The following is a 24,675-nucleotide window of genomic DNA, read 5'->3' as shown; positions in this document are numbered from 1 at the left end:
CTCTGCCTTGACTCATGAGTACAATTTAAGTATTTCCCTTCTGGCCTCTCCGATAGTAAGCGGGAGTTTGCTAAAGGGCAGGGCATCCTCATTTTTTAGTTTATAAATAAGCTCGGCTATTTGAGGGAGACGGAGCTTAACATCCTCCATATCCTCCGGGGCTGTAAAGACCTCCTCCGGTTTACCTCCCCTGGTGACACTGCCTCTGCTTAGTATGTAGAGATTATGAAGGAACAAGGGGATTAGCTCAACGCTGTGAGTTGCCATAACAATTGTTACAGAGTTTTCCTTATTTAATTTATTTAGAAGAGACATCATCTTGTATTCACCCATGGGGTCTAACCCGGAGGTTGGCTCATCAAGGAGCAGTATTTCGTGTCCCATTGCCAAAAGTCCTGCTATGCAGACTCTTTTTTTCTGTCCGTAACTAAGATTATGGATTGATTTTTTTGCAAAGGGGTCCATCTCAACTGCTTTAAGCGCTTTTTGTACAAGGTGTATGGTCTCTTCATTAGAGACCCCCATGTTTACAGGGCCAAAAGAGACATCCTCAAACACAGTTGAGGCAAAGAGTTGATCGTCAGGATTTTGAAAAACCATACCCACTTTGCTATAAATTTCACGTGGGGACAGTTTCCGTAAATCCTTGCCGTCTAAAAATGACGTTCCGTCATAGTCCTTAATTATTCCGTCCATTATCTTAAGCAGCGTGGTTTTCCCTGAGCCGTTAGCACCCAGTATGCCCACAAATTCGCCCTGTTTTATCTTTAAGTCAATTGCAGAAAGCGCCTTTGTGCCGTCAGGGTATTTATAAGAGTCAACTGTTATTGAGAGTCTGACTGTTAAAGATTTAATTAGATTCTCCACGCTGCCCCCATAAGTATAAGAAACAGGATGGAAACAATGATGTCAGTATGTTTTAGCGGCAGGGTTTCAGGCAATGGAATGTAGCCGTCGTATCCTCTTTGAACCATGGCTGTGGTCAGGTTTTGACTGTGCTCGAATGCTTTCAGGGTCAGAGAGCCAGCAAGTGTGCCAAAGGACTTGAGACCCCTTTTAATAGAGGAGTAGCCAAGACGGTTTTTTTGAGCGCTATAGATTACCGTAGCATCATCTATCAACACAAAAATGTATCTGAGGGCAAACATGGATATTTCGACGAAGCTTTTAGGTATCCTAAACCACGAAAGAGCCGCCATTATCTCGGCAAATTGCGTGGTAAAGCCAAGTGTTACGACAACAGACACCGCTCCGATTATTCTCCCTACTATGGCAAGCCCAGTCATCAGTCCGTCCCGGTATCCGGTAACAGATACGCTGTAGAGATTTATATGAAAAAGTACATCATGACCGGTAAAGAAAATTTTTAATACCAGTAGCACAGCTGCTATAAAAGCTGGCTCAGAAAATCTGAGGACAAAAGTGTTTAAAGGTATTTTTATTCTAAAACACAACATTAAACATAGAAAAAACATAAGCAAAGGAAATGTAAACCCCTTATAAGTTAAGATCATAACTAAAAGCACAAAGGTGACAACGAGTTTTACCCTGGAGTCAACCCTGCAAATCCAGTAGTTTTTGTTTGAATACTCAGTGAGGGAGTGCATTTGTTTTTTCCTCTTTTTTAGCTTCAGGTTGTTTTTGATCCATAAGTTTTTTCCATGAATAACCGGCAACAAATCCTCCGGCAGCTCCGGCAATGAGGAAAACAAAAAGCAAGAGGTCGCCCTGGTCTGTGTTTATAAATGGTTTCCACGCTTTCCTTCCGTGTTCCTCTGCATATTTTTGTACTACAGATTGGTCAACTCCTGTCCATTGGCCGGCAAAAGAGACTGACAAAAAAACTGTTAAAACAAATACAATAGTTAAAGATATTATATAAATATTTCTTTTTAGAGAAGTCATACCGTTACATCCTCCGGTTTCAGCACACGCATTTTTACAAGAAGATCGGGTCTCTTTTTAGAAAGAAGGACAACCATCCCAGCGGTTATAGCGCCCTCTAAAATCCCAAGCGGCAACTGAGTGGGAATAAAGGAAATCAGAATTTTCCAAAAAAGGGGCAAAAAGGGAGAGTCTCCTTTTATACCGGAGGCAAGCTCGACAGAGGTAGAAAAGTATGTTGCCCAATCGGCAATGAGCCCAGCTAAAAAACCCGCAACGGCAAGTTTTATTTTCATTACCCGTAAAGCCTTAAAAGTGAAAAAACCGGCAAAGGAGCCCACAACTCCCATGGAAACGATATTAGCGCCCCATGTGGTAAGTCCTCCGTGAGAGAGAAACAGCGCCTGGATAAGAAGAGCCACGGCACTTACCACAGCGCTTATTGAGGGGCCAAGCAAAATGGCAGCAAGCCCCGTTCCGCATGGATGCGAACAGGTTCCCGCCGTTGGCACAGGCACAGGCATACAGGATATTATAAACACCACCGCAGCCATAAGCCCCACCAGCGGTTTAAATGAAATATCTATAGACGATATTTTTTTAAACCTGTAAAGCCCATATAAAACAAACGGTAGTGCTACAAAAGACCACAGAGCAGCCCATTTGAGCGGTAAAATACCCTCTGAAATGTGCATTGCATAGACAGTTCCCGGGAAAACCGATGTTAATAGTATAAATGTCAATAAAAACACAATTTTCTTGATTTCCATATTAATAAACCTCCATAAGCGACATAGCGCGTTCAATTCTGTTAATAAACATTTCAGGTATTCCTTCATAAAAACCTAGACCTTTGGAGTAAATCTGATTTTCGTGTGTGATTGTAAGACATTCAACCTTGTAACCCATGTTTTGCAGAGCTGTTTTAAAACTGTCGTTATCACCCATCAAATCGTGCTCAAAGTGAAGTCCTGAGATAAACATAAAAGGGATTAAGCGCACATTTTTGATTTTTTTGGCGTCCGAGTGAGCAAAGAGTTTATTTAGCGCATGTAATTTATCAGGGAATCCGTCAACTGTAGCAAAAAAAGAATTAGAAACCTGCTGAGAAATATAGGATTCAAGAGACAGGTAGAGGATATTAGCGGGGTCAGCACAAAGAGGTGTTCCGTGGGCAACAACGATATTAAATCCTTCATCCTTTTTAAGAAAGCTCTGTGAGACAAGAGCAAACACCTCATGCACGTGCTGCCATCTGTGAAGGAGAGTCTCTCCGGCTACGATACGCATTCCTGGAAAGGAACGGCAGGTTTCAATTAACTCATGGTATTCGGTACCCGGAAAAATCTGAAGCGGCTGGATTATGGCCTTTCTGTAACCGCTGTCCTCCAATTGTGCCAAAGTCTGGAGAATTCCTGGTATTCCGGTTTTTTCGCGTATTATCTCAGACGTGTATGCCCATCGGATTTCGTATGCAGGATACTGCTCCCTGACTTTTTTATCAAATCTGTCATAAGCAGCCTTGCCACGTGAAGTGGTGCCAAAGGCAGCTATAACAATAGCGGGATTTTGTTGTAAATTTCTTTTTTTAAGTTTTCTTTCTTTCAAGATGAGCTCCTCCCACGCGTTGTGGCAAAGAGATGATTAAAGTATATTGCTCAAAATAATTAAACAACAAAAACTTCATTTGACCACCCTCGTAGTTAATAAGAGACAAATTACCTCTACTGCATGCGGTCAGGTTTTCCGGCTTAGGGTGTCCTGCTTACCCGCCTTCCCAGGTTCTATCCCAGTGGCAGTTAAGGGTTTTCGTTCCCACCACGGCTGCGGGGCTGCGTAAGATTACTCAATGTCCTTTACCGCGTATCTTTTAATTTACACTATAGTTGTTTGAATAGTCAACTTATATGAAAACAAAAGAAAAATAAAGCAAGGTTTAAAGGGGAGGGGGAGAGGCGCCCCCACTAATATGGGCAGTGCCTCTCCCTTATTGACTCATTTTCTTTAGAACAGTCCTTTAACTTTTCCTGTTTCAACGTCAACGTCAACGCGTCTGTATGCTGGGTCTGATGAGGTCCCAGGCATAAGCTTAATATCACCTGCTACCGGTACGACAAACCCGGCCCCTTTGAAAGTCAGTATATCCCGTACAAAGAGCCGCCAGTCTTTAGGAAGTCCTTTTTTGTTAGGATTGTCGGAGACACTCAGGTGGGTTTTAACCATACAGGTGCCAAGCTTGCTTAATTCAGGGTCAGACTCGATAGTCTTAGCCTTTTTAAGGGCCTCAGGTGAGAAGTCAGCTCCGTCTGCATTATATATCTCTTTAGCGATTTTATCGATCCTTTGGGTAAGCGGCATCTCTAATGGATAGAGGAATTTGAACTGGTTTTCCTCGTTACAAGCATCCACTACGGCATCGGCTAACTCAAGTGCACCCTCGCCGCCCTTTTCCCAATGTCTGGACAGAGCCACACGAGCTCCTGCTGCCTCGGCATTCCTTCTCACCGTTGCAATCTCATTATCCGTATCCGTAAAGAAAGCATTGATACACACAACAGGGTTAATCCCTGATGATTTAATCGTCTTTATGTGATGAATAAGGTTTACACAGCCCTTATCAACCCACTCTACGTTTTCACCCTTATACTCTTCAGGAATGGGCTTACCCGGTACCGGAATAGGTGCTCCACCGTGACACTTTAGTGCCCGGATTGTGGCAACGATGACCGCAGCATGAGGCTTTAGGGCAGAGTACCTGCACTTCAGGTTCCAGAATTTCTCAAAACCAATGTCTGCGCCAAACCCTGATTCAGTAACATGGTAATCTGCAAGTTTTAATCCCACTCTGTCTGCAATAATTGAGGACTGTCCGATTGCAATATTAGCAAAAGGTCCGGCATGAACCAACACCGGCTGTCCCTCTATGGTCTGCATCAGGTTTGGATTCAGTGCCTGAACCATCCAGGCGGTCATAGCTCCTGCCACCTCCAGGTCGGAGGTTGAAATCGGTCTGCCCTGTTTGTCATAGGCAACTACGATTTTACCCATTCTTTCTCTGAAATCTTTTAGATCATTGGCAACTGCAAGGATAGCCATAATCTCCGATGACACCGCTATGTCAAAGCGGCTCTCCATCATGTACCCGTTCATTTTTCCGCCCATTCCGATTATCATTTTCCGTAAGGACTGAGCGCAGAAGTCCATTATCCACCCCTGCTGCACGTTGTTTGGATCAACGCCAAGACGTTTGAGATTCCTCTTTGCCAGTTGCTCATCCGAGTAGTTAAGCTCGTGTTGCATTCTGGAGGTAAGAGCGACCATTGAGAGGTTATGGGCATTCACTATGGCGTTAATGTCACCGGTTAACCCAAGTGAAAATGGAGTCAGAGGCACACACTGAGAAAGCCCGCCACCTGCTGCTGAACCTTTAATGTTCATTGTGGGGCCGCCGGAGGGTTGTCTTATTGCCGCTATAACATTCTTTTTCCGTTTGCCAAGTCCTTGAGTGAGCCCCATTGTGGTTGTGGATTTGCCCTCGCCAAGAGGGGTCGGAGTTATTGCGGTAACGTCAATATACTTACCGTCAGGCTTACTGGACAGACGTTTAAGGATACTCTTAAAGTCCAATTTTGCAACATAATGACCATGCGGCAAAAGCTCGCTCTTTTCAAGCCCAAGCTCATCTGCCAACTGATATACGGTCTTCATGTTTTTTTCTGCTGCCTCGGCTATCTCCCAGTCAGCGTGTTTTGTTGGATCAAGTGGCACTGTTACAATCCTCCTTACAGTTTTTCTATTTTAACTGCACATACCTTAAACTCCGGTATTTTGCATATTGGGTCATACACCGGATTGGTCAGCTCATTAGCTGCTGCCTCTTTGAAATGAAATGGGATAAACACCACTCCGACATCAGGGCTTTTAATCACCCTGGCTTTAAGCACTATTGAGCCGCGCCGTGAAGAGACTTTTAGCATCTCTCCCTCTCTAATGCTTAAGCGCTCGGCATCCAGCGGATGAATTTCAATATAAGCTTTTGGTGATACCGTTGAAAGCGCCCGAACCCGTCGGGACATAGTGCCGGTGTGGTAGTGGAAAAGCTGTCTCCCTGTGGTCAGCATCAATGGATACTCATCGTCTGGCAACTCCTCCGAAGGGCGAAAGTCAACCGGAGTAAATCTGCCCTTACCGCGCGGAAAAGTGTCTTTAAAGAGATACGGCGTTCCGGGATGGTTTTCATCCGGGCAGGGCCATTGAAGCCCGCCTTTTTCAAGCCTGTTATAGTTCATCCCCTTCATATTGGTCCACACACTGCCGATTTCGCCAAAAACCGTTTCGGCTGTAGTGTTGGGCATTTCAAGCCCAAGCCGCTTAGAGAGCTCAACTATTACCGACATGTCATCTTTAGCATCACCAGGCGGCTCAAGCGCCTTTCTCACTCTTTGCACCGTCCGGTCGGTGTTTGTAAATGTACCTTCTTTTTCGGCAAAACATGTGGCAGGTAACACCACATCGGCAAGACGTCCGGTTTCTGTCATAAAAATGTCCTGCACTACGAGAAAATCTATCCCTTTTAGCACCTTTTCAGTGTGTTCCTTATCGGGGTCGCTCATTACCGGATTTTCACCCATTATGTACATGCCTTTGATTTTGCCTGCCTCTGCGGCATACATCATGTCAACGGCGTTAAGGCCGACTTTGTTGGAAAGCGGTACACCCCAGGCTGCTTCAAATTTTTTCTGAACAGCCTCATCATCCACCTTCTGATACCCAGGATAGACGTTAGGAGCGCAGGCCATGTCAGATGAGCCTTGTACATTATTTTGTCCCCTTAGCGGATTTAAACCGGCATTAGGCTTACCAATATTGCCTGTCATAAGAACAAGGTTAGCAAGTGAAAACACGTTGTCTGTGCCGTGAGAGTGCTGAGTTATTCCCATGGTGTAGTAAACACCGGCACTTTTAGCGCCTCCGTAGATACGTGCCGCCTCTATGATTTTCTCTTTAGGCACGCGGGTGATTTTTTCAGCGGCCTCTGGCGTAAATTTTTCTATAATTGGGATTATTTTTTCAAAATCCTCAGTACGTTCTGCTATAAAGGACTTATCCATTAATCCCTCTTTATATATGACGTGCATGATGCCGTTAATCAGGGCAACGTCAGTGCCCGGCAGTTGTTGAAGCCACAGGTGTGAGTTTTTAACAAGGGGCACCTTACGTGGGTCGGCTATGATGAGTTTAGCTCCCTTTTTAACCGCCTTAATCATCCGCAAAGCCACCACGGGGTGATTTTCTTTGGTGTTTGAGCCAATAACAAAAATCACATCGTTATCCTCTGTCTCACGCACAGAATTAGACATAGCTCCTGAACCAAACACGGTGGCCAGACCGGCCACAGTAGGGCTGTGTCAAAACCTGGCGCAGTGGTCAACGTTATTAGTACCAACTGCCGCCCTCATAAATTTTTGAAATATATAGTTATCCTCGTTTGTACACCGTGCCGAGGAAAGCCCGGCAAGAGCATCAGCTCCGTGCTGTTTCTTTATCTCTGTAAATTTATCTGCAATAAGGCTAAGTGCTTCATCCCAGCCGGCCTCCTGCAATTTGCCGTCTTTTTTGATAAGAGGAGTTTTCAGCCTGTCTTTGCTTTTAATGAATTCAAACCCAAAACGCCCCTTAACGCAGAGCCATCCCTGATTGTGGGTGTCCGGTTTGGAGTAAATCCGTGCCACCTCGTTATCTTTAACCTCAAGAGTAATGCTGCAGCCAGTGCCGCAGTATGCACACGTTGTGTCAACCTTCTTTAGGTGCTGGCGTCCCCTTTTAGCCCAAATCTTTCCGGTTAACGCTCCTGTAGGGCACACTGAAACACACTGGCCGCAAAATTCGCAGTTTAAATCCTTCTCAAAAGGCGGACAAACTTTGGACTTAAAACCCCTATAGGATATGTCAATTGCACCGACCCCTTGTACCTCATCACACACCCGAACGCACAAGCCGCAAAGTATACACTTTTCCATGTCCCGTTCAAGAAACGGATTACCGTCTTTGACATGATACTGGCGTCTTTGGCCGTAGAAGCGGTTTGACCGAAGGCCGTACAGGTAGGCAAGCTCCTGGAGTTTACAGTTGCCTGCACTCTCACAAACCATACAGTCATTGGGATGGTCGGAAAGAAGCAGCTCTACCACAGTTTTTCTTAGTTTCTCTATATAAGGGGTATCAGTCCTTACCTTCATTCCCTCGGTGACTGGTGTGGTGCATGAGGAAAATGGTCTTCTTACCCCCTCAAGTTCAACAAGACAGAGGCGGCAGCCTCCGTATGGCTCAAGATGAGGGTTGTCACACAGGGTTGGAATAAAAATCCCGTTTTCACGAGCAGCCTGAAGGATTGTCTTTCCCTCTTGTGCTATTAACTTCTTGCCGTTAATTGTTAAATTTATATCCATATCCTAAGTACCTCTGAAATCAAATCTTTTTTATGGAATTGAACTTACAAGCCTCAAAACATGAATTACACTTAACACACAGGGCCTGGTCAATTCTATGGGGTTTCTTTTTCTCACCGGTAATGGCTGTAACCGGGCATACCCTTGCACAGGCTGTACAGCCGGTGCATTTATCCGCATTTATGGTATAAGTAATCAGGGCTTTACAAACGCCTGCCGGACACCGTTTTTCCACTATGTGCGCCTCGTACTCGCCTCTGAAGCGCTTGAGGGTGCTTAGCACTGGATTAGGTGCCGTCTGGCCAAGTCCGCAGAGACTGGCAGCTATGATGTCTCTTGAAAGATCCTCAAGCAGTTCCATGTCGTTTGTTTTGCCTCTGCCCTCGGTTATTCTGTCAAGAATCTCAAGCAGCCGCTTTGTGCCAACTCTGCACGGTGTACATTTTCCGCAGGACTCATTTTGGGTAAACTCTAAAAAGTACCTGGCCATGTTTACCATACAGTTGTCCTCATCAAGAACAACCATACCGCCTGAGCCCATTATGGAGCCGGCCTGGCCCAGTGATTCATAATCCACGCTAATATCAAGAAGGTCCTCGGTAAGGCAGCCTCCCGATGGGCCCCCAGTTTGTACCGCCTTAAACTTCTTGTCCTTTTCGATTCCCCCGCCTATGTCATAAATTATCTCTCGCAGTGTTATTCCCATGGGGACCTCTATGAGGCCTGTGTTTTTCACTTTACCGGTCAAAGCAAACACCTTTGTGCCCTTGCTCTTTTCCGTTCCCATAGAGGCAAACCATTCCGCGCCGTTTCTGATTATATAGGGCACATTGGCAAGGGTTTCCACGTTGTTTATGATTGTGGGTTTTCCAAAGAGTCCCTTTTGAGCCGGAAAGGGCGGTTTAGCCTTTGGCATTCCGCGCTTACCCTCAATGGAGGCAATAAGGGCAGTCTCTTCACCGCATACAAAAGCACCGGCACCGAGTTTTACCTTTATATCAAAATTAAACCCTGAATTAAGAATGTTCTTACCCAAATACCCACGCTCTCTTGACTGATTAAGCGCCAACCGGAGTCTGTCCACCGCAAGCGGATACTCAGCCCTGATATAGACGTATCCGTGTTCCGCGCCGATAGCGTAAGCGCCGATAGCCATGCCCTCTATCAGGAGATGCGGGTTTCCCTCAACCACTGACCTGTCCATAAATGCCCCGGGGTCTCCTTCATCGGCGTTGCAGATTAAATACTTAACAGGAGACTTTTCACGGCGCCCATACTCCCACTTAAGACCGGTTGGAAATCCGGCCCCTCCGCGGCCTCTTAACCCTGAGTCTTTGATAATTCCGATAACATCATCGGGGGTCATGCCGTCAAGCACTCTTTTTATAGACTGATACCCGGCGCTCTTTATATATGCGTCAATGTCTTCCGGGTCTAACTCGCCGCAATCGGAAAGCACTACCTTAACCTGCTTATCCTTAAAGGCATGGTAGTCCTCTTTAACCGAAAGAGCGGCAACCACGACTCCGCCTACTATATGTTCTGAGACAATCTGTGGGACATGGTCGGGTGTGACGTGCTCGTAGGTAGTCTTATTGCCATCAATAACAATATCAACAAGAACATCTCTTGCGCAAAAGCCGCGGCAACCCACCTTGTGTATATAGGGGCTGTCCTGAAACTTAGCAGATATGCCTTCTTTGTTAAATTCCTCGGCAAACCTGTCCAGCACCTCTTTGCCTCCGGCAGCCATTCCGCCCGTGCCCATGCAAACATTAATGCTGATTCTTTTTTTCATTATTCGTACCTTAACACTTTTTTTGTTTTTAAGCGCTCTTAAGAACTCAATTCTTTAATTTTCTTAAGAAGCTGGTTAATGTTTACCTTACCGTGCACCTTTTTGTTAATAATTGCCACAGGGGCAATACTGCAGGCGCCAACACAGGCTACCTTTTCAACCGTGAAATTGCCGTCTTTAGTGGTTTCCTCATCTGAGGCAAGCTGAAGCTCCTGCCGTGTTCTGTCAATGAGCTTAGCCGATCCCTTAACATGACAAGCCGTGCCACAACAAAGTGTCACGATGTTTTTGCCCCGCGGTTTAAGATAAAACTGCGAGTAAAAGGTTGCTACTCCAAAGAATTTCCCTGCCGGTATATTCAGTCTCTCTGATACGTAATACACGGCCTCCTCTGAAATATAGTTAAGCTCATCCTGAATATGCTGCAATACGGAAACCAGATTGCCCTCATTCTTTACAAAATCGTCAATTATTCTGTCAAGCACTTCTTCCATAGCATTCTTGCTCCAAAAACTAAGATTTTAAGCCGCTAAACTATATTATTACCATAAAACTGATAAAAATTTCAATTACCCACAAACTTTTTAGGGGTCATCGTTACTTTAAGGGGATTCCACTGCCCAGGAGGCTTTTGATTGTTCAACAAGCGATTTCCTTGTGTTTTCTCTGTAGTCCTTAAGTTTATCCATAATTTCAGGATACTTGATGGATAAGATTGAGGCGGCAAGATATGCGGCATTAGCAGCACCGTTTATGGCAACTGTTGCAACCGGAACTCCTGTGGGCATCTGTACGGTAGCGTAAAGAGCGTCAAGGCCGTTTAGTTCGCCTGATTTAATGGGAATTCCTATAACAGGAAGTGTTGTGTTAGCAGCTATTGCTCCCGCCAGATGAGCTGCCATGCCTGCTGCCGCTATGATTACCTCGATACCCCTTTGTCGGGCACTTTTGGCGTAGAGAGCAGTCTCTTCAGGCATGCGGTGAGCCGATGACAACGTTACCTCAAAGGGCAGTCCCAACTCCCTGAGCACTGAGACGGCCTTTTCCACAACCAGACTGTCACTGTCGCTTCCCATAACTATTCCCACAAGCGGGTTATCCTGCAATTGTCCAAACCTCCGTTTTTATAGATTTATGTAGTGATGAAAACATTTTTTCATAATAAAATTCAATGATTTTTCGCATAGAAATTAAAAATCTTGATTATTCAGTTTTGTATAATGCTATGAGAGCAATTCTTGTATTTTTTGTTTCAAGTTTTCTTTGAGAACTCTTACTTTTGAAGAGTCGTATATTGTATGCACGAAATTACTTAAGTTTGTTGGTATCTTGTCAGCATTTTGCGTAATCAGGATAACATCCTTGCCCATTGCATGTGCGTATCCGACTTCATAAAATACATTCGGATCCTCGTCTGTCATATCTGCAATGATCAGGTGAGCTGTATTTATAGATTCATAAACTTTCTGAATTATCCCGCCAGTATATTGCATTTCATTAGCTTTCATACATGTAAACCCAAGCTCCGTTACCGCACCTCTAATACCAAGTTCATAAACATCGTTAAACTTATCATCATATGGCATGCAAACAAAAATAAATTTACTATTGAGCCCTTCTCTTACAAGATTTAAAAGGGGTTCGTTAAATTCTGACAACTGCCTTTCAACGATGGGTGTTTTTTCTAAATATCTGAGATTTCGATTAGATGGTGCTTTAAGAAACTTATTGAAAAGACTTGCAGATGCATACTGAGATATTATAATTACAAAACATGCTGGATTTTTTTCTATAATTATTTTTGCTACCTCAAGACCGCCAACCTCCATCCCATAAAATGGAATGTAAACGTCACAAATTACAATGTCAAAGAATTCCTCACGGCTTGCCATGAGAGCCTCATTGGCGTTAATAAAACTTGTAACATGATAATTAGCGGCTTGAAGAAAATTTTTGACTGATGCGTTAAATTCCACGTCATCATCAATAAGAAGAATTTTAGGTATTATTGCCATCATTGCTCTCCTGATTAACGGGTAGTATGACCGTAAAAGTGGTGCCAACCCCAGGATTACTTTCTACTTGTATCTGTCCCCTGTGAAGTTCCACAGCCTTCTTTACCAAATGAAGCCCAATACCAAAACCAGTCTTTTTTGTTGTATAGTGTAAGTTGAAAATCTTGTCTTTCTCTCTTTCATAAATTCCTATGCCGGTGTCGGTAACTGTAAGCTCAATCTGTCCTTCGGTTTGTTTAGCAGTTACGGTAATATTTATTTTATCGGGGTCACTTGCCTCTACCGCATTTATAACAAGGTTGGAAACAATTTGATTTAAGGACTCCCTGTCAGCCTGAATTACTATCGGCTCATCTGACATATTAACTTCTATGCTGCACTTTTCATAATGTAACCGAATCATCTCTATGTTTTCACTTATGACTTCATTTAGATTTACCTTGTCAAATCCCTGAACATATTTTTTGTTTAAATAGCTTAAGCCTCTCAGTTGTCTGTGGATAGATTCTAAACGTTTTTTGTTTTCAGAAATTAAGTCATCTATCTTCTCTGGGTCATTTTCGATTGTTTTATTCTTAAAAGACATCTCTATTATATTAATGAGGCTAGATATTTTTGAAAGAAGAGTGCTCAAGTCATGTACAAACTGGTTTGTAAATTCACCAATCTGCTGTAAAAATTCTGAATCGTCTTCTTTTTCATTAGCAATCTTGATTACATCATCAGTGGTGCGAATTTTTTTCTCAAGTTGGCGCGCTCTGTTTTCCCATTCTAATTTTTCCCGCACCAATCGTTTGATACTTTCTTCCAAATATTCTACTTTCTTTTCCTGTTCAGTCGCTGTATTCATTTTTTATTTTTATCTGTTTCTTCCTAAAAGTGTTTTTAAAGTTTGTTTTAATTTTACTAGGTCAGCACTTTTTATAACATACGCATCTGAAGCCCACACAGAAAAATCATCTTGATAATCATAAGCCGTACTCATGATAACAGGAAAACATGGTGACTTTTCTTTTATTCTCCTTAAAACTTCTATCCCATCCATCCCAGGCATTAAAATATCCAAAGTAACCAAGTCAATACCCCAATTGTGTAATATCAAATCCTCCTCAAGTATTTGTAAGGCTTCCATACCGGAGGCAGCCGTATGAACCGCATAACCCTCGTCCTCTAGTTCTCCCTTATATAACTTCCTCAAATGCGAATCATCATCCACCAAAAGTATTCCATATTTCCCCATTAATAGCCCTTTCAAACATAGTTAAACAATTCCCAAGTTAACAACCTATGTGTCTATAATACAAAAAATATCTGGATTTTTTCAAATTTAACTTAAATAGTTTTTTGCTTAATAGTTCAAAAATTTTCCATAGAAATCCCTTTTATTTTGTCTCTTCATACATTGAGTCAAGGAGTTTTTTAAATGTATCACAGACCCGGTTTCGTTTTAGTTTAAGAGAGGGGGTCAGAAATCCCTCTGAGACTGTCAAGTGGCCGCTATGAATATAGAATTTTTTGATTGTTTCAAACGACGCCAGATTTCTGTTGACTCTGTCTATACTTTTTTGGACTGTTTCCCGCATGGATGTATGGTTAATCAGTTCACTGTAGGTTGAAAAGTTAATCCCAATCGTAGCTGCATAAGATTTAACGGCCGCCTCTTTAAGAGTAATAAGTGCTGTAAGGTATTTTCTTTCATTTCCATAGAGCACAATGTGTTCAATAAGAGGGTCATCTTTAAACTGTACCTCAATTAACTGCGGGGATATGTTTTTACCGCCTGAGGTTACTATGATTTCTTTTTTTCTGCCTTTGATTTTTAAAAACTCATGCTCATTAAACTCACCCAGGTCACCGGTTTTAAACCATCCGTCTTCTGCAAATGTCTCTGCTGTAGCCTCAGGGTCTTTGTAGTATTGACTGAAAATATTTGGGCCTTTTGCTAAAATCTCACCATCCGATGATAACTTTAACTCAACAGAGGGAAACGGTTTTCCAACAGTGTTAAAATCAAAATCATTGGGTCTGTTCATAGTAAGCGTTGGGGAACACTCGGTAAGGCCATATCCCTCAATTATTAACATGCCGGCTTTAAGAAAAAACTCCTTTGCCTCACGCTTAAGGCCAGCGCCGCCAGAGAGACAAAACCCAAGCCTTCCTCCGGTTAGTTCACGCAGCTTATCAATTTGGGCATTTTCATCGCGAGATGAATTTATTGAGTCAAGGTACAGTTTTTCCCAATAAGCAGGAACACTCATAAAAACAGTCGGCCTGACCTCCGGCATCTTTGTCAGCACTTCAGCCGGAGTTGTCAGATACGTGGTAAACCCAAGCGTGTTTCCTAACCCGTACTCCCCCCAGCCAAATATGTGAGACATAGGAAGCCACAGTAAATCCACACGCACCTCCGGAATAAGAGAGCCAAGGGTATTTATCCAATCGGTGGCATTTTCATAGAGGTTTCTGTGTGTCAGCACCACCCCTTTGGGCCTGCCCGTGGTTCCGGATGTGTATAAAATTGCTGCAACGTCATCGACGTTAAACTCATCCACAAGTTTTTTGAACTCATCCGCAACACTCTCTGACATGGCAAAGCCTGCACTTAGCGCATCGTTAAAAAAGATCGCTTTATTTTCTAATTCTCTGTAAGATTCCGCCTGAGTTCCCATTACAATTATATTTTTAACGTTAGGAATATCAGGTAGAGCTTTTAAAACAACCGGCAGCATATCAGTCTCAGTTATAAGCACTTGTGCATCGCAGTGATTGATTATATACCCGGCCTCATGAGGAGTGTTGGAGTGATACGCGGGAACAAACACACTGCGGCAAGCATGTATTGCCATTAGAGAAAAAGTCCACTCGATACGGTTTTTTGCAAATATTGATACCTTTACGCCGGGCCCTGCTCCGATAGATTTCAGATAGAGCGCAAGCGCTGCGGAGTTTTTAAGGAACTCTCCCCACGTGGTAGTTATCCAGCCGTTTGTGCCATCTGAGGACATAAACCGTGGAGCATCGGGAGTTTGGAGCCCTCGCTCATAAAGGATAGCGGCATCAGATTTATACTGCCGGCTGTCAGTAATGTTTTGTATCATTTATCACTTTTGCGGCTGAGTTTAAGCACTGGCTTGTAATCATCAAACTGCGGCCATAATTTTATAGGGTGGTTTGGGTCCTTCTCCCATATAGCTATTTCAGTTCTCCAATCCGGCCAATGTTCATTAACAGTTGCTTTCATTCTGGCTCTGTATTCTGCCATTGATGTGGTTAGTGCGGTTACCGTCAGGGCAAAAGCTACTATGGATGATACTTTCAGAAAAGAGTTCTTATTAAATTTAACATAAGATAGTATTAGTACCATTAGCATCACTCCGGGGGCATACGCATACCTTGCCCCCCCTATAATATCCATTGAGGTTAGCATAAGCATTATTGAACAAAATGTTATTCCAATAACCAATAACCTTCTGTTTAAATCTGAAATTGATTTATAAACCAGCCAGATTAAATATATGGCAACCGGTACAACAAATATTAGATATATAAGATTACTTAAAATTAACTGTGTAAAAGTATAGCCAAAAATAGGCAACATATAGTTTTCTACAAGATAAAGTGACAGGACACTATGAAGATCTCTGTTATTAAACCTTTGTGGAAATCCAGTTGTATAGTATGAGTGAATTATTACTGCTATTTGGCAAACAGACGTAAAAACCTGTATGGCGGCATGAATTGTATGCTCACGGCATTTCCTGTGAAAAGCACGTAAAATAAAAATCGGAGTAAGATAACACGAGGGTATGCCAGCAAAACCTGCAATTAAAAGCAGCAGGCGGTAAGCCCATATTTTGAATTTAGTCTCTCCTTCAACCTCTGAAACTAAAATTAAAAAAGCGGCGAGAAACAGGAAATACTGCGAGGTTGCTGGTGCTATCCACATATCTCCAGTTGATATAACAAATATTGTTATTAATGTTGTAATTATTTTTTTTAAGTAGGTATCAAAGAAAAAAGAGCGTCCCCATAAAACAATGGCAAGGGGAATCAGTTGAACGAAAAAAGCTATGAAAGCGAATATAGCGGGAGCAAACGTTAGTGGTACTAAAGAGGACAGATACGCCGATATATTTAAAAAAACGTCTAAATATCCTTTATGAGGATGAACTACAAAAAGAGATTTAAAAAAAGAATTCTCATAGGCATATTTAAAAAAACACCAACCGTCTTCGTCATAAAATCTTGGAGCTGTAAGAAGGATAGGCGCTCTGAGAAAAATAACTACAGCAAGCGCTGACAGTATGCAAGTGTTAAGAATGTCTTCTTTTTTTGAAGTCATAAGAGTCCGCCTTTCTTTAATGTTTCTATCGGAGTATATTTTAAAATATTTGGTGATTAAAAAGATAATTAGTATGTGTTAACAATTTTCTTTTTTTAAGATTTCAATTTACTATTGCAAAAAACCTTTTTGGGAATTGATAAAATTACAGCTATGATGTTAGAATAAATATCTTAAAAATTTATAAAACAGGGAAGTGCTGAATATGAAAGTTGAGGATATACGTTTAGGTTTAACTTTTGACGATGTGCTTTTAGTGCCACGCAAGTCAAGCACATTACCATCTGATGTAAACGTTGAGACCTGGCTTACAAAAGACATAAAGATGAATATTCCGATAGTGAGTGCTGCAATGGATACCGTAACTGAATCCCGCCTTGCCATAGCAATAGCCCGTGAGGGCGGTATAGGGATAATCCATAAGGCCATGACTCCGGAAAACCAGGCTTTAGAAGTTAACAAGGTTAAGAAATCAGAAAGCGGCATGATTGTTGACCCGGTAACCATATCCCATGATTCTCTGGTTAAAGAGGCTCTGAGTCTTATGGAAAAGTACAGGATATCCGGAGTCCCCGTTACGGAAAACAATAGACTGATCGGAATCCTCACCAACAGAGACCTCAGATTTGAAACCGACACGACAAAAAAGGTCAGCCAGGTCATGACAAGTAAAAATCTCGTTACAGCAAAAGAGGGCACTAATCTGGACGAGGCAAAAGAACTACTGCATCAACACAAGATAGAGAAACTTCCCATCGTTGATAAGGATTTTAACCTCATGGGGTTAATAACGATAAAAGACATCGAAAAGAAAAAGAAATATCCTAACGCTTGCAAGGATACGTACGGCAGACTCAGGGTGGGAGCTGCAGTGGGAATAGGGAAAGACGCTATGGTCAGAACTGAATTACTCTGTGACAACGGTGTTGATGTGGTTGTGTTAGATACGGCACATGGACATTCTAAGACAGTTATTGACACTTTGAAAGAATTGAAAAAGATTTTTAAAATACCAGTGTTGGCTGGCAACATTGCAACGAAAGAGGCTGCCCTTGAGCTAATAGAGGCTGGGGTGGATGGCTTAAAGGTGGGGGTAGGACCGGGCTCTATCTGCACAACCCGAATTGTAGCCGGCGTAGGCGTCCCTCAGATAACGGCCATTATTGAAACCTGCGATGTGGCCCACAAGTACGGAATTCCGGTTATTGCTGACGGCGGAATCAAGTACTCCGGCGATGTGACGAAAGCTCTGGCATCGGGCGCAAGCAGCGTTATGATAGGAAATCTTTTTGCGGGCACAGAGGAATCTCCCGGAGAGACTATCCTGTTTCAGGGCAGAAGTTATAAGGTCTATCGTGGGATGGGCTCATTAAGTGCTATGGCGGATGCTCATAGCGCAAGAGACAGGTACTTTCAGGGCGCAATAGAAGATGCCGGAAAACTTGTTCCTGAGGGAGTTGAAGGGCGTGTGCCCTACAGAGGCCCTATATCTGAAACAGTGTATCAACTGGTCGGAGGGCTTCGCTCTGGCATGGGATACTGCGGCTGTGGTACTCTTGAAGAGCTACGTAACAATGCCTCCTTTGTACAGATTACAAACGCAGGGCTTCGGGAAAGCCACGTTCATGATGTCATAATAACAAAAGAGTCACCCAACTACAGAACAGAATAATGTTTGAAGATAAAATCCTGATACTTGACTTTGGCTCTCAATACACTCAGCTTATAGCGCGCCGCATTCGGGAACGACATGTTTATTCAGAGATTTTCCCATTTAATGCGCCGTTTGACAAAATTGAAAAATTTAACCCCAGGGGGATAATACTTTCCGGGGGGCCTGCTAGTGTGTTTGACTCAGATGCCCATCTGATTGGCATGGAGATATTTTCTCTCGGCGTTCCAATTTTGGGTATATGCTACGGTATGCAGCTTATGGCGCATCTTTTAGGCGGCACTGTAGAGAAATCCTCAAGACGGGAATACGGTAAAACTGAGCTAATAGCCACCGATGATACGGATTTGCTGCAGGGAGTGAGTAAAACCTCAACCGTGTGGATGAGCCACGGCGATAATGTGGTTACACTGCCTGGTGGCTTTAAAGTGATAGGGCGGACACAGAATGCTCCCTTTGCTGCAGCAGCGGCAAAGGACGATAAACTCTACGCTCTTCAGTTCCATCCCGAGGTCGCACATACAGCACAGGGCGCTACTATAATCAGTAATTTTCTTTTTAATATATGCAACTGTACTGCCTCGTGGGAGATGGCATCCTTTATTGAATGGGCAACGTCAGAAATTCAAAACACAGTGGGCGGCAATAAGGTAATTTGCGCTTTAAGCGGAGGGGTGGACTCCTCTGTGGCGGCACTTCTTATTCACAAAGCCATAGGTAAGCAACTGACCTGTATATTTGTGGATAACGGGCTTTTAAGAAAAAACGAGCGGGAAAAGGTTGTTGAAACCTTTCAGAAGTATTACCATATTAACCTGATAACGGTTGAAGCATCAGAACGATTTCTGACTAAACTTGCCGGAGTAACCGACCCGGAGAAAAAGAGAAAAATCATCGGAAATGAGTTTATTACGGTGTTTGAGGAGGAGGCCCATAAGATAGAGGGTGTGGATTATCTTGCTCAGGGAACACTGTATCCTGACGTTATAGAAAGCGTATCTTTTAAGGGACCATCGGCCACAATAAAATCCCACCATAATGTCGGCGGACTTCCTGATGTGATGAAACTTAAACTTGTTGAACCTCTCAGGGAGCTATTTAAAGACGAGGTCAGGTTAATTGGGCTTGAGCTGGGGCTTCCTGAGGAAATCTGCTTTCGTCAGCCTTTTCCAGGCCCTGGGCTTGCCATAAGGTGTATCGGTGAGATTACAGCGGAGCGTCTCCATATTCTCAGAGAAGCGGATGCCATAGTGCTTGAAGAGGTAAAAAAGGCAGGCCTCTACAAAGACACATGGCAATCGTTTGCCGTCCTTTTACCAATAAAAACCGTAGGGGTTATGGGTGATGAAAGAACCTACGAGCATGTGATTGCAATTCGTGCTGTAAACAGCGTGGATGGGATGACGGCAGACTGGGCAAAGTTCCCTTATGACGTCTTATCAAATATATCCAACAGGATAATAAATGAGGTAAAGGGCGTAAACCGGGTTGTTTATGATATAACCAGCAAACCTCCCGGAACGATAGAGTGGGAGTAAGGTTTTTCTAATAGTCTGCAGTTATTGCTTATATGGTATAATATATCAATGTTAGTAGAAAACAACAGCCTTAACATAGAACTGTCTAAAGAGATAGCTGAACGTGTGAAACTTGAAAAGTCTCTACAAATAGCCATGTTAACCCAAAAGGAAATGCAATATAAGCTTGAACAGATTGCACTTAATGAGAAAAACTATCGTCAACTTGTACAGCTTTCACAAGAGGGCATATGGGCTATTGATGAAGAAAACATTACCATATTTGTTAACAATGCGATGATTAATATGCTTGGGTACCCATATAGTGAAATGCTTGGTGCGCCACTGTTTAGTTTTATGGAGGAAGAGGAAAAACATAAGGCTGAAAAACATGTAATACGTCAAAGAGATGGAATAGGAGAAAGAATTGAAAGTCGTTTAATATGTAAAGATGGCTCGATAATTGATGTACTTGTCGCTGCCTCCCCTACCATAGACGAAAAAGGAAACATTATAGGTGCTTTTGCTATTGTATCAGATATAACTGCCCGCAAAAATCAGCAGAGGCTAATAAAAAACTATCTGAAAGAAATAGAATCAATAAATACAGCATTAAAGATCCAACTTTCTAAAGCTGAGATGGGACATGAGAGGTTAATAGCAAGCTATTTGAAAGAAATCGAATCAATGAATGTAGCATTAAATACCCAACTTTCTGAAGCTGAGAGTTGATATAAAGTGTAAGTAAAATGGCTGACCCCATGGCTGCTGTTTTTAAGGCGACAGGGGTTCGTTCCTTTTTTTCGTTGAAAAGAAATCTGCTTTCGTGATACAATTAGGGTGTGATAAACACTATACCGGATTTGAACAATAAAACGGTTAATTTAACGTCAGTAGTTTTATGGCAAAAGGCGCAATGGACTTAAACACATATTTAGCTGAAACAAAGTCTCTGACAGAGGATTTTTTAAAGATGTATTTTCGGCAGCCCGGAGAACCGGAGGTGCTCTTTGATGCGATGCGGTATTCTCTGTTTGCCGGTGGAAAGAGAATCAGGCCGATTCTTTGCATAACTGCCTTTGAGGCTTGTGGTGGAGTCGGCACAGACATACTGCCTCAGGCATGTGCCCTTGAGTTGATTCACACATACTCGCTGATACATGACGATCTCCCCGCTATGGATAACGATGACTTAAGGCGCGGTAAGCCCACAAATCATAAGGTGTATGGCGATGCAATGGCTATTTTAGCCGGAGATGGGCTTTTAACCGAGGCTTTTAGAATGTTTACAGTTGTGGCAGGTGATTACGACATCACTAAATACATAATACCTGCTATTAAAGAGCTTGCCGCCTCAGCCGGACTATACGGGATGGTGGCAGGACAAGCACTTGATATTATCTCAGAGGGTAAGACACCTGATAAAACTACTCTTGAGTTTATTCACAGAAATAAGACAGCAGCGTTGCTTAAGGCCTCGGTGCGTCTTGGCGGCATTCTCTATGGAGCCCAAAAACCTGAGATGGACGCTCTTAGCAACTACGGAGAGGCCATAGGGCTTGCCTTTCAGGTAGTTGATGACATCTTAGACGTAACTGGCACTACTGAGGAACTGGGAAAGCCACAAGGATCCGATGACAATAAAGATAAAATGACCTATCCTGCCCTGTATGGAATAGAACGGTCAAAGGAAATAGCCCGGGAATTAATAAACCGGGGTTTAGAATCGGCGGAGTTTTTTAAAGACAAAGCAATATGGCTAAAGGAGATAGCAAATTATCTTCTAAAGAGGACAAATTGACAGTTTCAAATGACAGTGACGACTACTTTTCCATACTATCAGAGGTAAAATCACCTGAAGACATAAAACTACTTTCGTTAGAAGAGCTTTCAGACTTAGCCCGTGAGATACGTGATGTTATAATCAAGCGGGTATCTATAAACGGTGGGCATTTGGCATCCTCACTGGGCGTGATTGAGCTTACACTTGCGCTTCACTACGTGTTTAGGAGTCCTGTGGATAAAATCATATGGGATGTCGGACATCAGTGCTACCCTCATAAGCTTATAACCGGACGCTTTGGGCGTTTTCATACTCTGAGGCAACACGGAGGGCTTTCCGGCTTCCCGCGCCGGGATGAAAACCCCCATGACGCCTTTGGAACCGGCCACAGTTCAACCTCTATTTCGGCAGCACTGGGGATGGCAGAGGGCGGATACAGACTTGGCAGATACAACAAGGTTATAGCCGTAATCGGTGACGGCGCTCTTACGGGTGGACTTGCCTTTGAGGGCTTAAACAATGCCGGACATTTAAAGCGGGACCTGATTGTTGTGTTAAATGACAATGAGATGTCTATATCTAAAAACGTGGGCGCTCTGTCCACCTACCTGACACGCGCCATGGGGAGCAGTATATATCAGAAATTCAAAAAAGAAACAAAGACTATATTTGAAATAATCCCAAAGGTGGGAGGCCATTTCTCAAAATTAGCCCAACGCACTGAAGACACTCTGAAGTGTTTTTTCATTCCCGGGATGTTATTTGAAGAGCTGGGGTTTACCTACATGGGGCCGGTTGACGGCCACGACATAGCGGGATTGATTGACGCCTTTGAAAGCGTAAAAACCCAGCAGGGCCCAATACTTATTCATGCTATCACAAAAAAAGGCAAAGGATATGAGTTTTCAGAGATGAAACCGTCGCGGTTTCATGGTGTCGGGCCATTTGAGACAGATACCGGTGAACCCAAAAAGTGTGCACAATGTCCGTCTTTTAGCGAGATCTTTGGCAGAGCACTGACAGAGGCAGCTAAGGCTGATCCTAAAGTGGTAGCGATAACGGCTGCTATGAAAGAGGGAACCGGGCTAAGAGAGTTTGCTGAAACGTTTCCAGGCAGATTCTATGATGTTGGTATAGCCGAACAACATGCCGTCACGTTTGCCGCAGGGCTTGCCGCATCCGGAATTAAACCTGTGGTTGCAGTGTATTCAACATTTCTGCAGAGGGCGTATGATGAGGTTATTCATGACGTATGCCTTCAGAATCTGCCGGTTGTGTTTGCAATAGACAGGACGGGAATCGTAGGAGAGGATGGCCCAACACATCACGGTCTTTTTGATATTTCATTTCTAAGAAGTATTCCAAATCTGACCATCATGACCCCTAAAAACTCAACTGAGATGAAAGATATGCTTGCGCTTGCCTTTAAACTTGCCACTCCGTGCGCTATCCGATACTCAAGAGACACGGTGCCGGACGAGCTTGAGGAGATTAACTCAACACTGGAACCAGGAAAGGGTGAAATCATCAGAGACGGCACGGATGTCGCAATTTTAGCCTCCGGGCAAAGCGTCAGTTATGCGCTCTTAGCTGCAAAGCGGTTAGAGAGCTCCGGAGTGTCGGCAAGTGTTGTCAATATGAGATTTATAAAACCTCTTGACGGAGACTTGATTGTAAAACTGTCACAGAAAGTGAAAGCAATCGTTACAGTAGAGGAAAACGTAACGGCAGGAGGATTTGGAAGCCTCGTACTGGAATTCCTTAATGCCACAGGCCTTAACAACGTAGCAGTTAAGGTGTTGGGAATTGCTGATAAGTTTGTCGAACACGGCAGACAAGATATATTAAGGAAATTGTACGGCATTGATGATGATGGAATTTATCAGACTGTTATGGGTGTTCTTAGTAAATGATACATGAGCCTATATGTATTGCAAAGAAAGACACTTATTGCAATTTGTGTAGGTAATCGTTTACAATTAAAAGGCTGATCAAGCTCTGGTATGTTTTACGTAGAGGTAGTTTGCCGTATGAGCTTAAATGATGGTGCCGCGGCGAGGTTTTGCACGCTTGTACCTATAAATGCCAAGGAGAAGATGGCAATAAGGTGTCAGTACCGTTTTTTTCAGTCGTCATAGATACTTACAATTATGGTAATTATTTAGAGCAGGCAATTGAATCGGTCTTAAGTCAATCGTTTCCCCTAAAAGATGTAGAGATAATTGTGGTTGATGACGGTTCTACCGATGATACATCCACGCGTGTTAAGAGATTCAACAAGGCAATAACCTATGTATATAAGGAAAACGGTGGACAGGCTTCGGCCTTAAATGCCGGCTTTTCACGTGCAAAGGGCTCGCTTGTCTCACTTTTGGATGCGGATGACTATTGGTATAAAGATAAGTTAAAGGTTGTGGCCGAACACTTTGAAAAATTCGATACGGTGGACGTTATTAACCACAATCTCAGCATATTGGATGAAAACGGTGGAGATGAATACCTGTGGAACCAGGATGAGGGCGATGTTGCATTCAGGCAATATAACTGTGAAGATTACCTCAGAGGTGTATTTATTCCTGTTGTACCGACATCCGGAAATAGTTTCAGGATGGATTGCCTTAAAAAAACTCTGCCTGTTCCACAATCCTACAGAGTCTGTGCCGACTCATATCTGCACACGGTATTGCCTCTTGTTGCAAGAAATATTCTTTACATCCCTAAGCCTCTGGGCGGCTATAGAATCCATGGTAAAAACTGCTGGTCAAATCACGATACCTTTACTATAGAGAGGATAATTGAAAAAGAATCACTCAACTTACATGACCTGCAGAAGTGGATGGACGACATGGCTATAAATAACAGACTGATATTAAACAAAATGCAGATGGCAATAAACAGAAAAAAAATATTTTTTTATAACGGCAACGGTGAAAAACTTAAGGCTCTTAAGGAGGCAATTTTGTATAAAGATTTTGCCCAGATAAGCCCTCCGCTGTCTTACAGGTTATTAAAGCGAATCTCAGTTGTTGCAAGTGCTGTGATACCGCCGGATACTTACCATGAGCTTTGCGAAAAGACCTATTTCATATATGTTTGGCTTATGAAAAAGTTCTGGAAAGGGTTAAAGTATGCTCCCATAATGAATAAAATTGCTAATAACAAAATGTGTTCGTCTAAAAAGAAGTGAGTAATCTTAATTATGAATATTAAACTTT

At 43.0% G+C, this 24,675-nt stretch carries 19 protein-coding genes, 1 pseudogene and 1 riboswitch; of the genes and pseudogenes, 6 read left to right on the top strand and 14 right to left on the bottom strand.

Translation table 11 applies throughout. The annotated features are described in order from the left end of the window. Positions 1-12: 12 nt before the first annotated feature. The 14 genes and pseudogenes from HQK88_01735 to HQK88_01670 form a co-directional block, all read right to left on the bottom strand. Entirely contained in the window at positions 13-855 is an 843-nt protein-coding gene (locus HQK88_01735) for an ATP-binding cassette domain-containing protein (GenBank protein ID MBF0615518.1), read from the bottom strand. Continuing rightward, complete coding sequence (cbiQ, locus tag HQK88_01730) at positions 855-1,607, bottom strand: cobalt ECF transporter T component CbiQ (protein ID MBF0615517.1); 753 nt, start codon at positions 1,605-1,607, stop codon at positions 855-857. Before cbiQ ends, HQK88_01735 begins: the two co-directional genes overlap by 1 nt. Next, positions 1,591-2,654: pseudogene (locus HQK88_01725) on the bottom strand (energy-coupling factor ABC transporter permease). The gene cbiQ and the pseudogene HQK88_01725 overlap by 17 nt, the downstream one beginning before the upstream one ends. 1 nt (position 2,655) lies before the next feature. Further along, positions 2,656-3,492 (bottom strand): sirohydrochlorin cobaltochelatase, encoded by an 837-nt coding sequence (locus HQK88_01720; protein MBF0615516.1) that lies wholly within the window; start codon positions 3,490-3,492, stop codon positions 2,656-2,658. Positions 3,493-3,601: 109 nt separating this feature from the next. After that, positions 3,602-3,784: riboswitch (cobalamin riboswitch) on the bottom strand. Between the two features lie 104 nt (positions 3,785-3,888). Further along, positions 3,889-5,652 (bottom strand): formate--tetrahydrofolate ligase, encoded by a 1,764-nt coding sequence (locus HQK88_01715; protein MBF0615515.1) that lies wholly within the window; start codon positions 5,650-5,652, stop codon positions 3,889-3,891. A 14-nt stretch (positions 5,653-5,666) separates the two neighbouring features. After that, entirely contained in the window at positions 5,667-8,333 is a 2,667-nt protein-coding gene (fdhF, locus tag HQK88_01710; GenBank protein MBF0615514.1) for a formate dehydrogenase subunit alpha, read from the bottom strand. Between the two features lie 19 nt (positions 8,334-8,352). Continuing rightward, positions 8,353-10,131 carry an NADH-quinone oxidoreductase subunit NuoF gene (nuoF, locus tag HQK88_01705; GenBank protein MBF0615513.1) on the bottom strand — a complete coding sequence of 593 codons (1,779 nt, stop codon included), beginning with the start codon at positions 10,129-10,131 and terminating at the stop codon, positions 8,353-8,355. A 38-nt stretch (positions 10,132-10,169) separates the two neighbouring features. After that, complete coding sequence (locus HQK88_01700; protein ID MBF0615512.1) at positions 10,170-10,625, bottom strand: NAD(P)H-dependent oxidoreductase subunit E; 456 nt, start codon at positions 10,623-10,625, stop codon at positions 10,170-10,172. Positions 10,626-10,733: 108 nt separating this feature from the next. Then, entirely contained in the window at positions 10,734-11,207 is a 474-nt protein-coding gene (gene purE, locus HQK88_01695; protein MBF0615511.1) for a 5-(carboxyamino)imidazole ribonucleotide mutase, read from the bottom strand. 147 nt (positions 11,208-11,354) lie between these two features. Then, positions 11,355-12,149 (bottom strand): response regulator, encoded by a 795-nt coding sequence (locus HQK88_01690; GenBank protein ID MBF0615510.1) that lies wholly within the window; start codon positions 12,147-12,149, stop codon positions 11,355-11,357. Beyond that, entirely contained in the window at positions 12,130-12,957 is an 828-nt protein-coding gene (locus tag HQK88_01685; protein ID MBF0615509.1) for a HAMP domain-containing histidine kinase, read from the bottom strand. The genes HQK88_01690 and HQK88_01685 overlap by 20 nt, the downstream gene beginning before the upstream one ends. 48 nt (positions 12,958-13,005) lie before the next feature. Continuing rightward, on the bottom strand, positions 13,006-13,386 hold the full coding sequence (locus tag HQK88_01680; protein ID MBF0615508.1) for a response regulator: 381 nt from the start codon (positions 13,384-13,386) through the stop codon (positions 13,006-13,008). 142 nt (positions 13,387-13,528) lie between these two features. Then, on the bottom strand, positions 13,529-15,244 hold the full coding sequence (locus HQK88_01675) for a long-chain fatty acid--CoA ligase (GenBank protein MBF0615507.1): 1,716 nt from the start codon (positions 15,242-15,244) through the stop codon (positions 13,529-13,531). Continuing rightward, positions 15,241-16,488, bottom strand: coding sequence for a hypothetical protein (locus HQK88_01670; protein ID MBF0615506.1), 1,248 nt, complete (start codon positions 16,486-16,488; stop codon positions 15,241-15,243). The genes HQK88_01675 and HQK88_01670 overlap by 4 nt, the downstream gene beginning before the upstream one ends. A gap of 205 nt (positions 16,489-16,693) precedes the next feature. Here HQK88_01670 and guaB point away from each other — a divergent pair, with 205 nt between their 5' ends. The 6 genes from guaB (at position 16,694) to HQK88_01640 (ending at position 24,647) form a co-directional block, all read left to right on the top strand. Then, positions 16,694-18,160 (top strand): IMP dehydrogenase, encoded by a 1,467-nt coding sequence (gene guaB / locus HQK88_01665; GenBank protein MBF0615505.1) that lies wholly within the window; start codon positions 16,694-16,696, stop codon positions 18,158-18,160. Continuing rightward, positions 18,160-19,698, top strand: coding sequence for a glutamine-hydrolyzing GMP synthase (gene guaA / locus HQK88_01660; protein ID MBF0615504.1), 1,539 nt, complete (start codon positions 18,160-18,162; stop codon positions 19,696-19,698). Before guaB ends, guaA begins: the two co-directional genes overlap by 1 nt. A 48-nt stretch (positions 19,699-19,746) precedes the next feature. Beyond that, positions 19,747-20,409, top strand: a complete 663-nt coding sequence (locus HQK88_01655; GenBank protein ID MBF0615503.1) for a PAS domain S-box protein — start codon at positions 19,747-19,749, stop codon at positions 20,407-20,409. A gap of 184 nt (positions 20,410-20,593) precedes the next feature. Continuing rightward, positions 20,594-21,478 (top strand): polyprenyl synthetase family protein, encoded by an 885-nt coding sequence (locus HQK88_01650; GenBank protein MBF0615502.1) that lies wholly within the window; start codon positions 20,594-20,596, stop codon positions 21,476-21,478. Then, positions 21,433-23,373, top strand: coding sequence for a 1-deoxy-D-xylulose-5-phosphate synthase (locus tag HQK88_01645; GenBank protein ID MBF0615501.1), 1,941 nt, complete (start codon positions 21,433-21,435; stop codon positions 23,371-23,373). Before HQK88_01650 ends, HQK88_01645 begins: the two co-directional genes overlap by 46 nt. A gap of 194 nt (positions 23,374-23,567) precedes the next feature. Next, positions 23,568-24,647, top strand: a complete 1,080-nt coding sequence (locus HQK88_01640; protein MBF0615500.1) for a glycosyltransferase — start codon at positions 23,568-23,570, stop codon at positions 24,645-24,647. Positions 24,648-24,675: the final 28 nt, after the last annotated feature.

This window comes from Nitrospirota bacterium, from assembly GCA_015233895.1.
Taxonomy (GTDB): Bacteria; Nitrospirota; Thermodesulfovibrionia; order Thermodesulfovibrionales; family Magnetobacteriaceae; genus Magnetomonas.
Note: the sequence above shows the minus strand (reverse complement) of the source record. Positions and strands in the feature narration are given on the sequence as shown.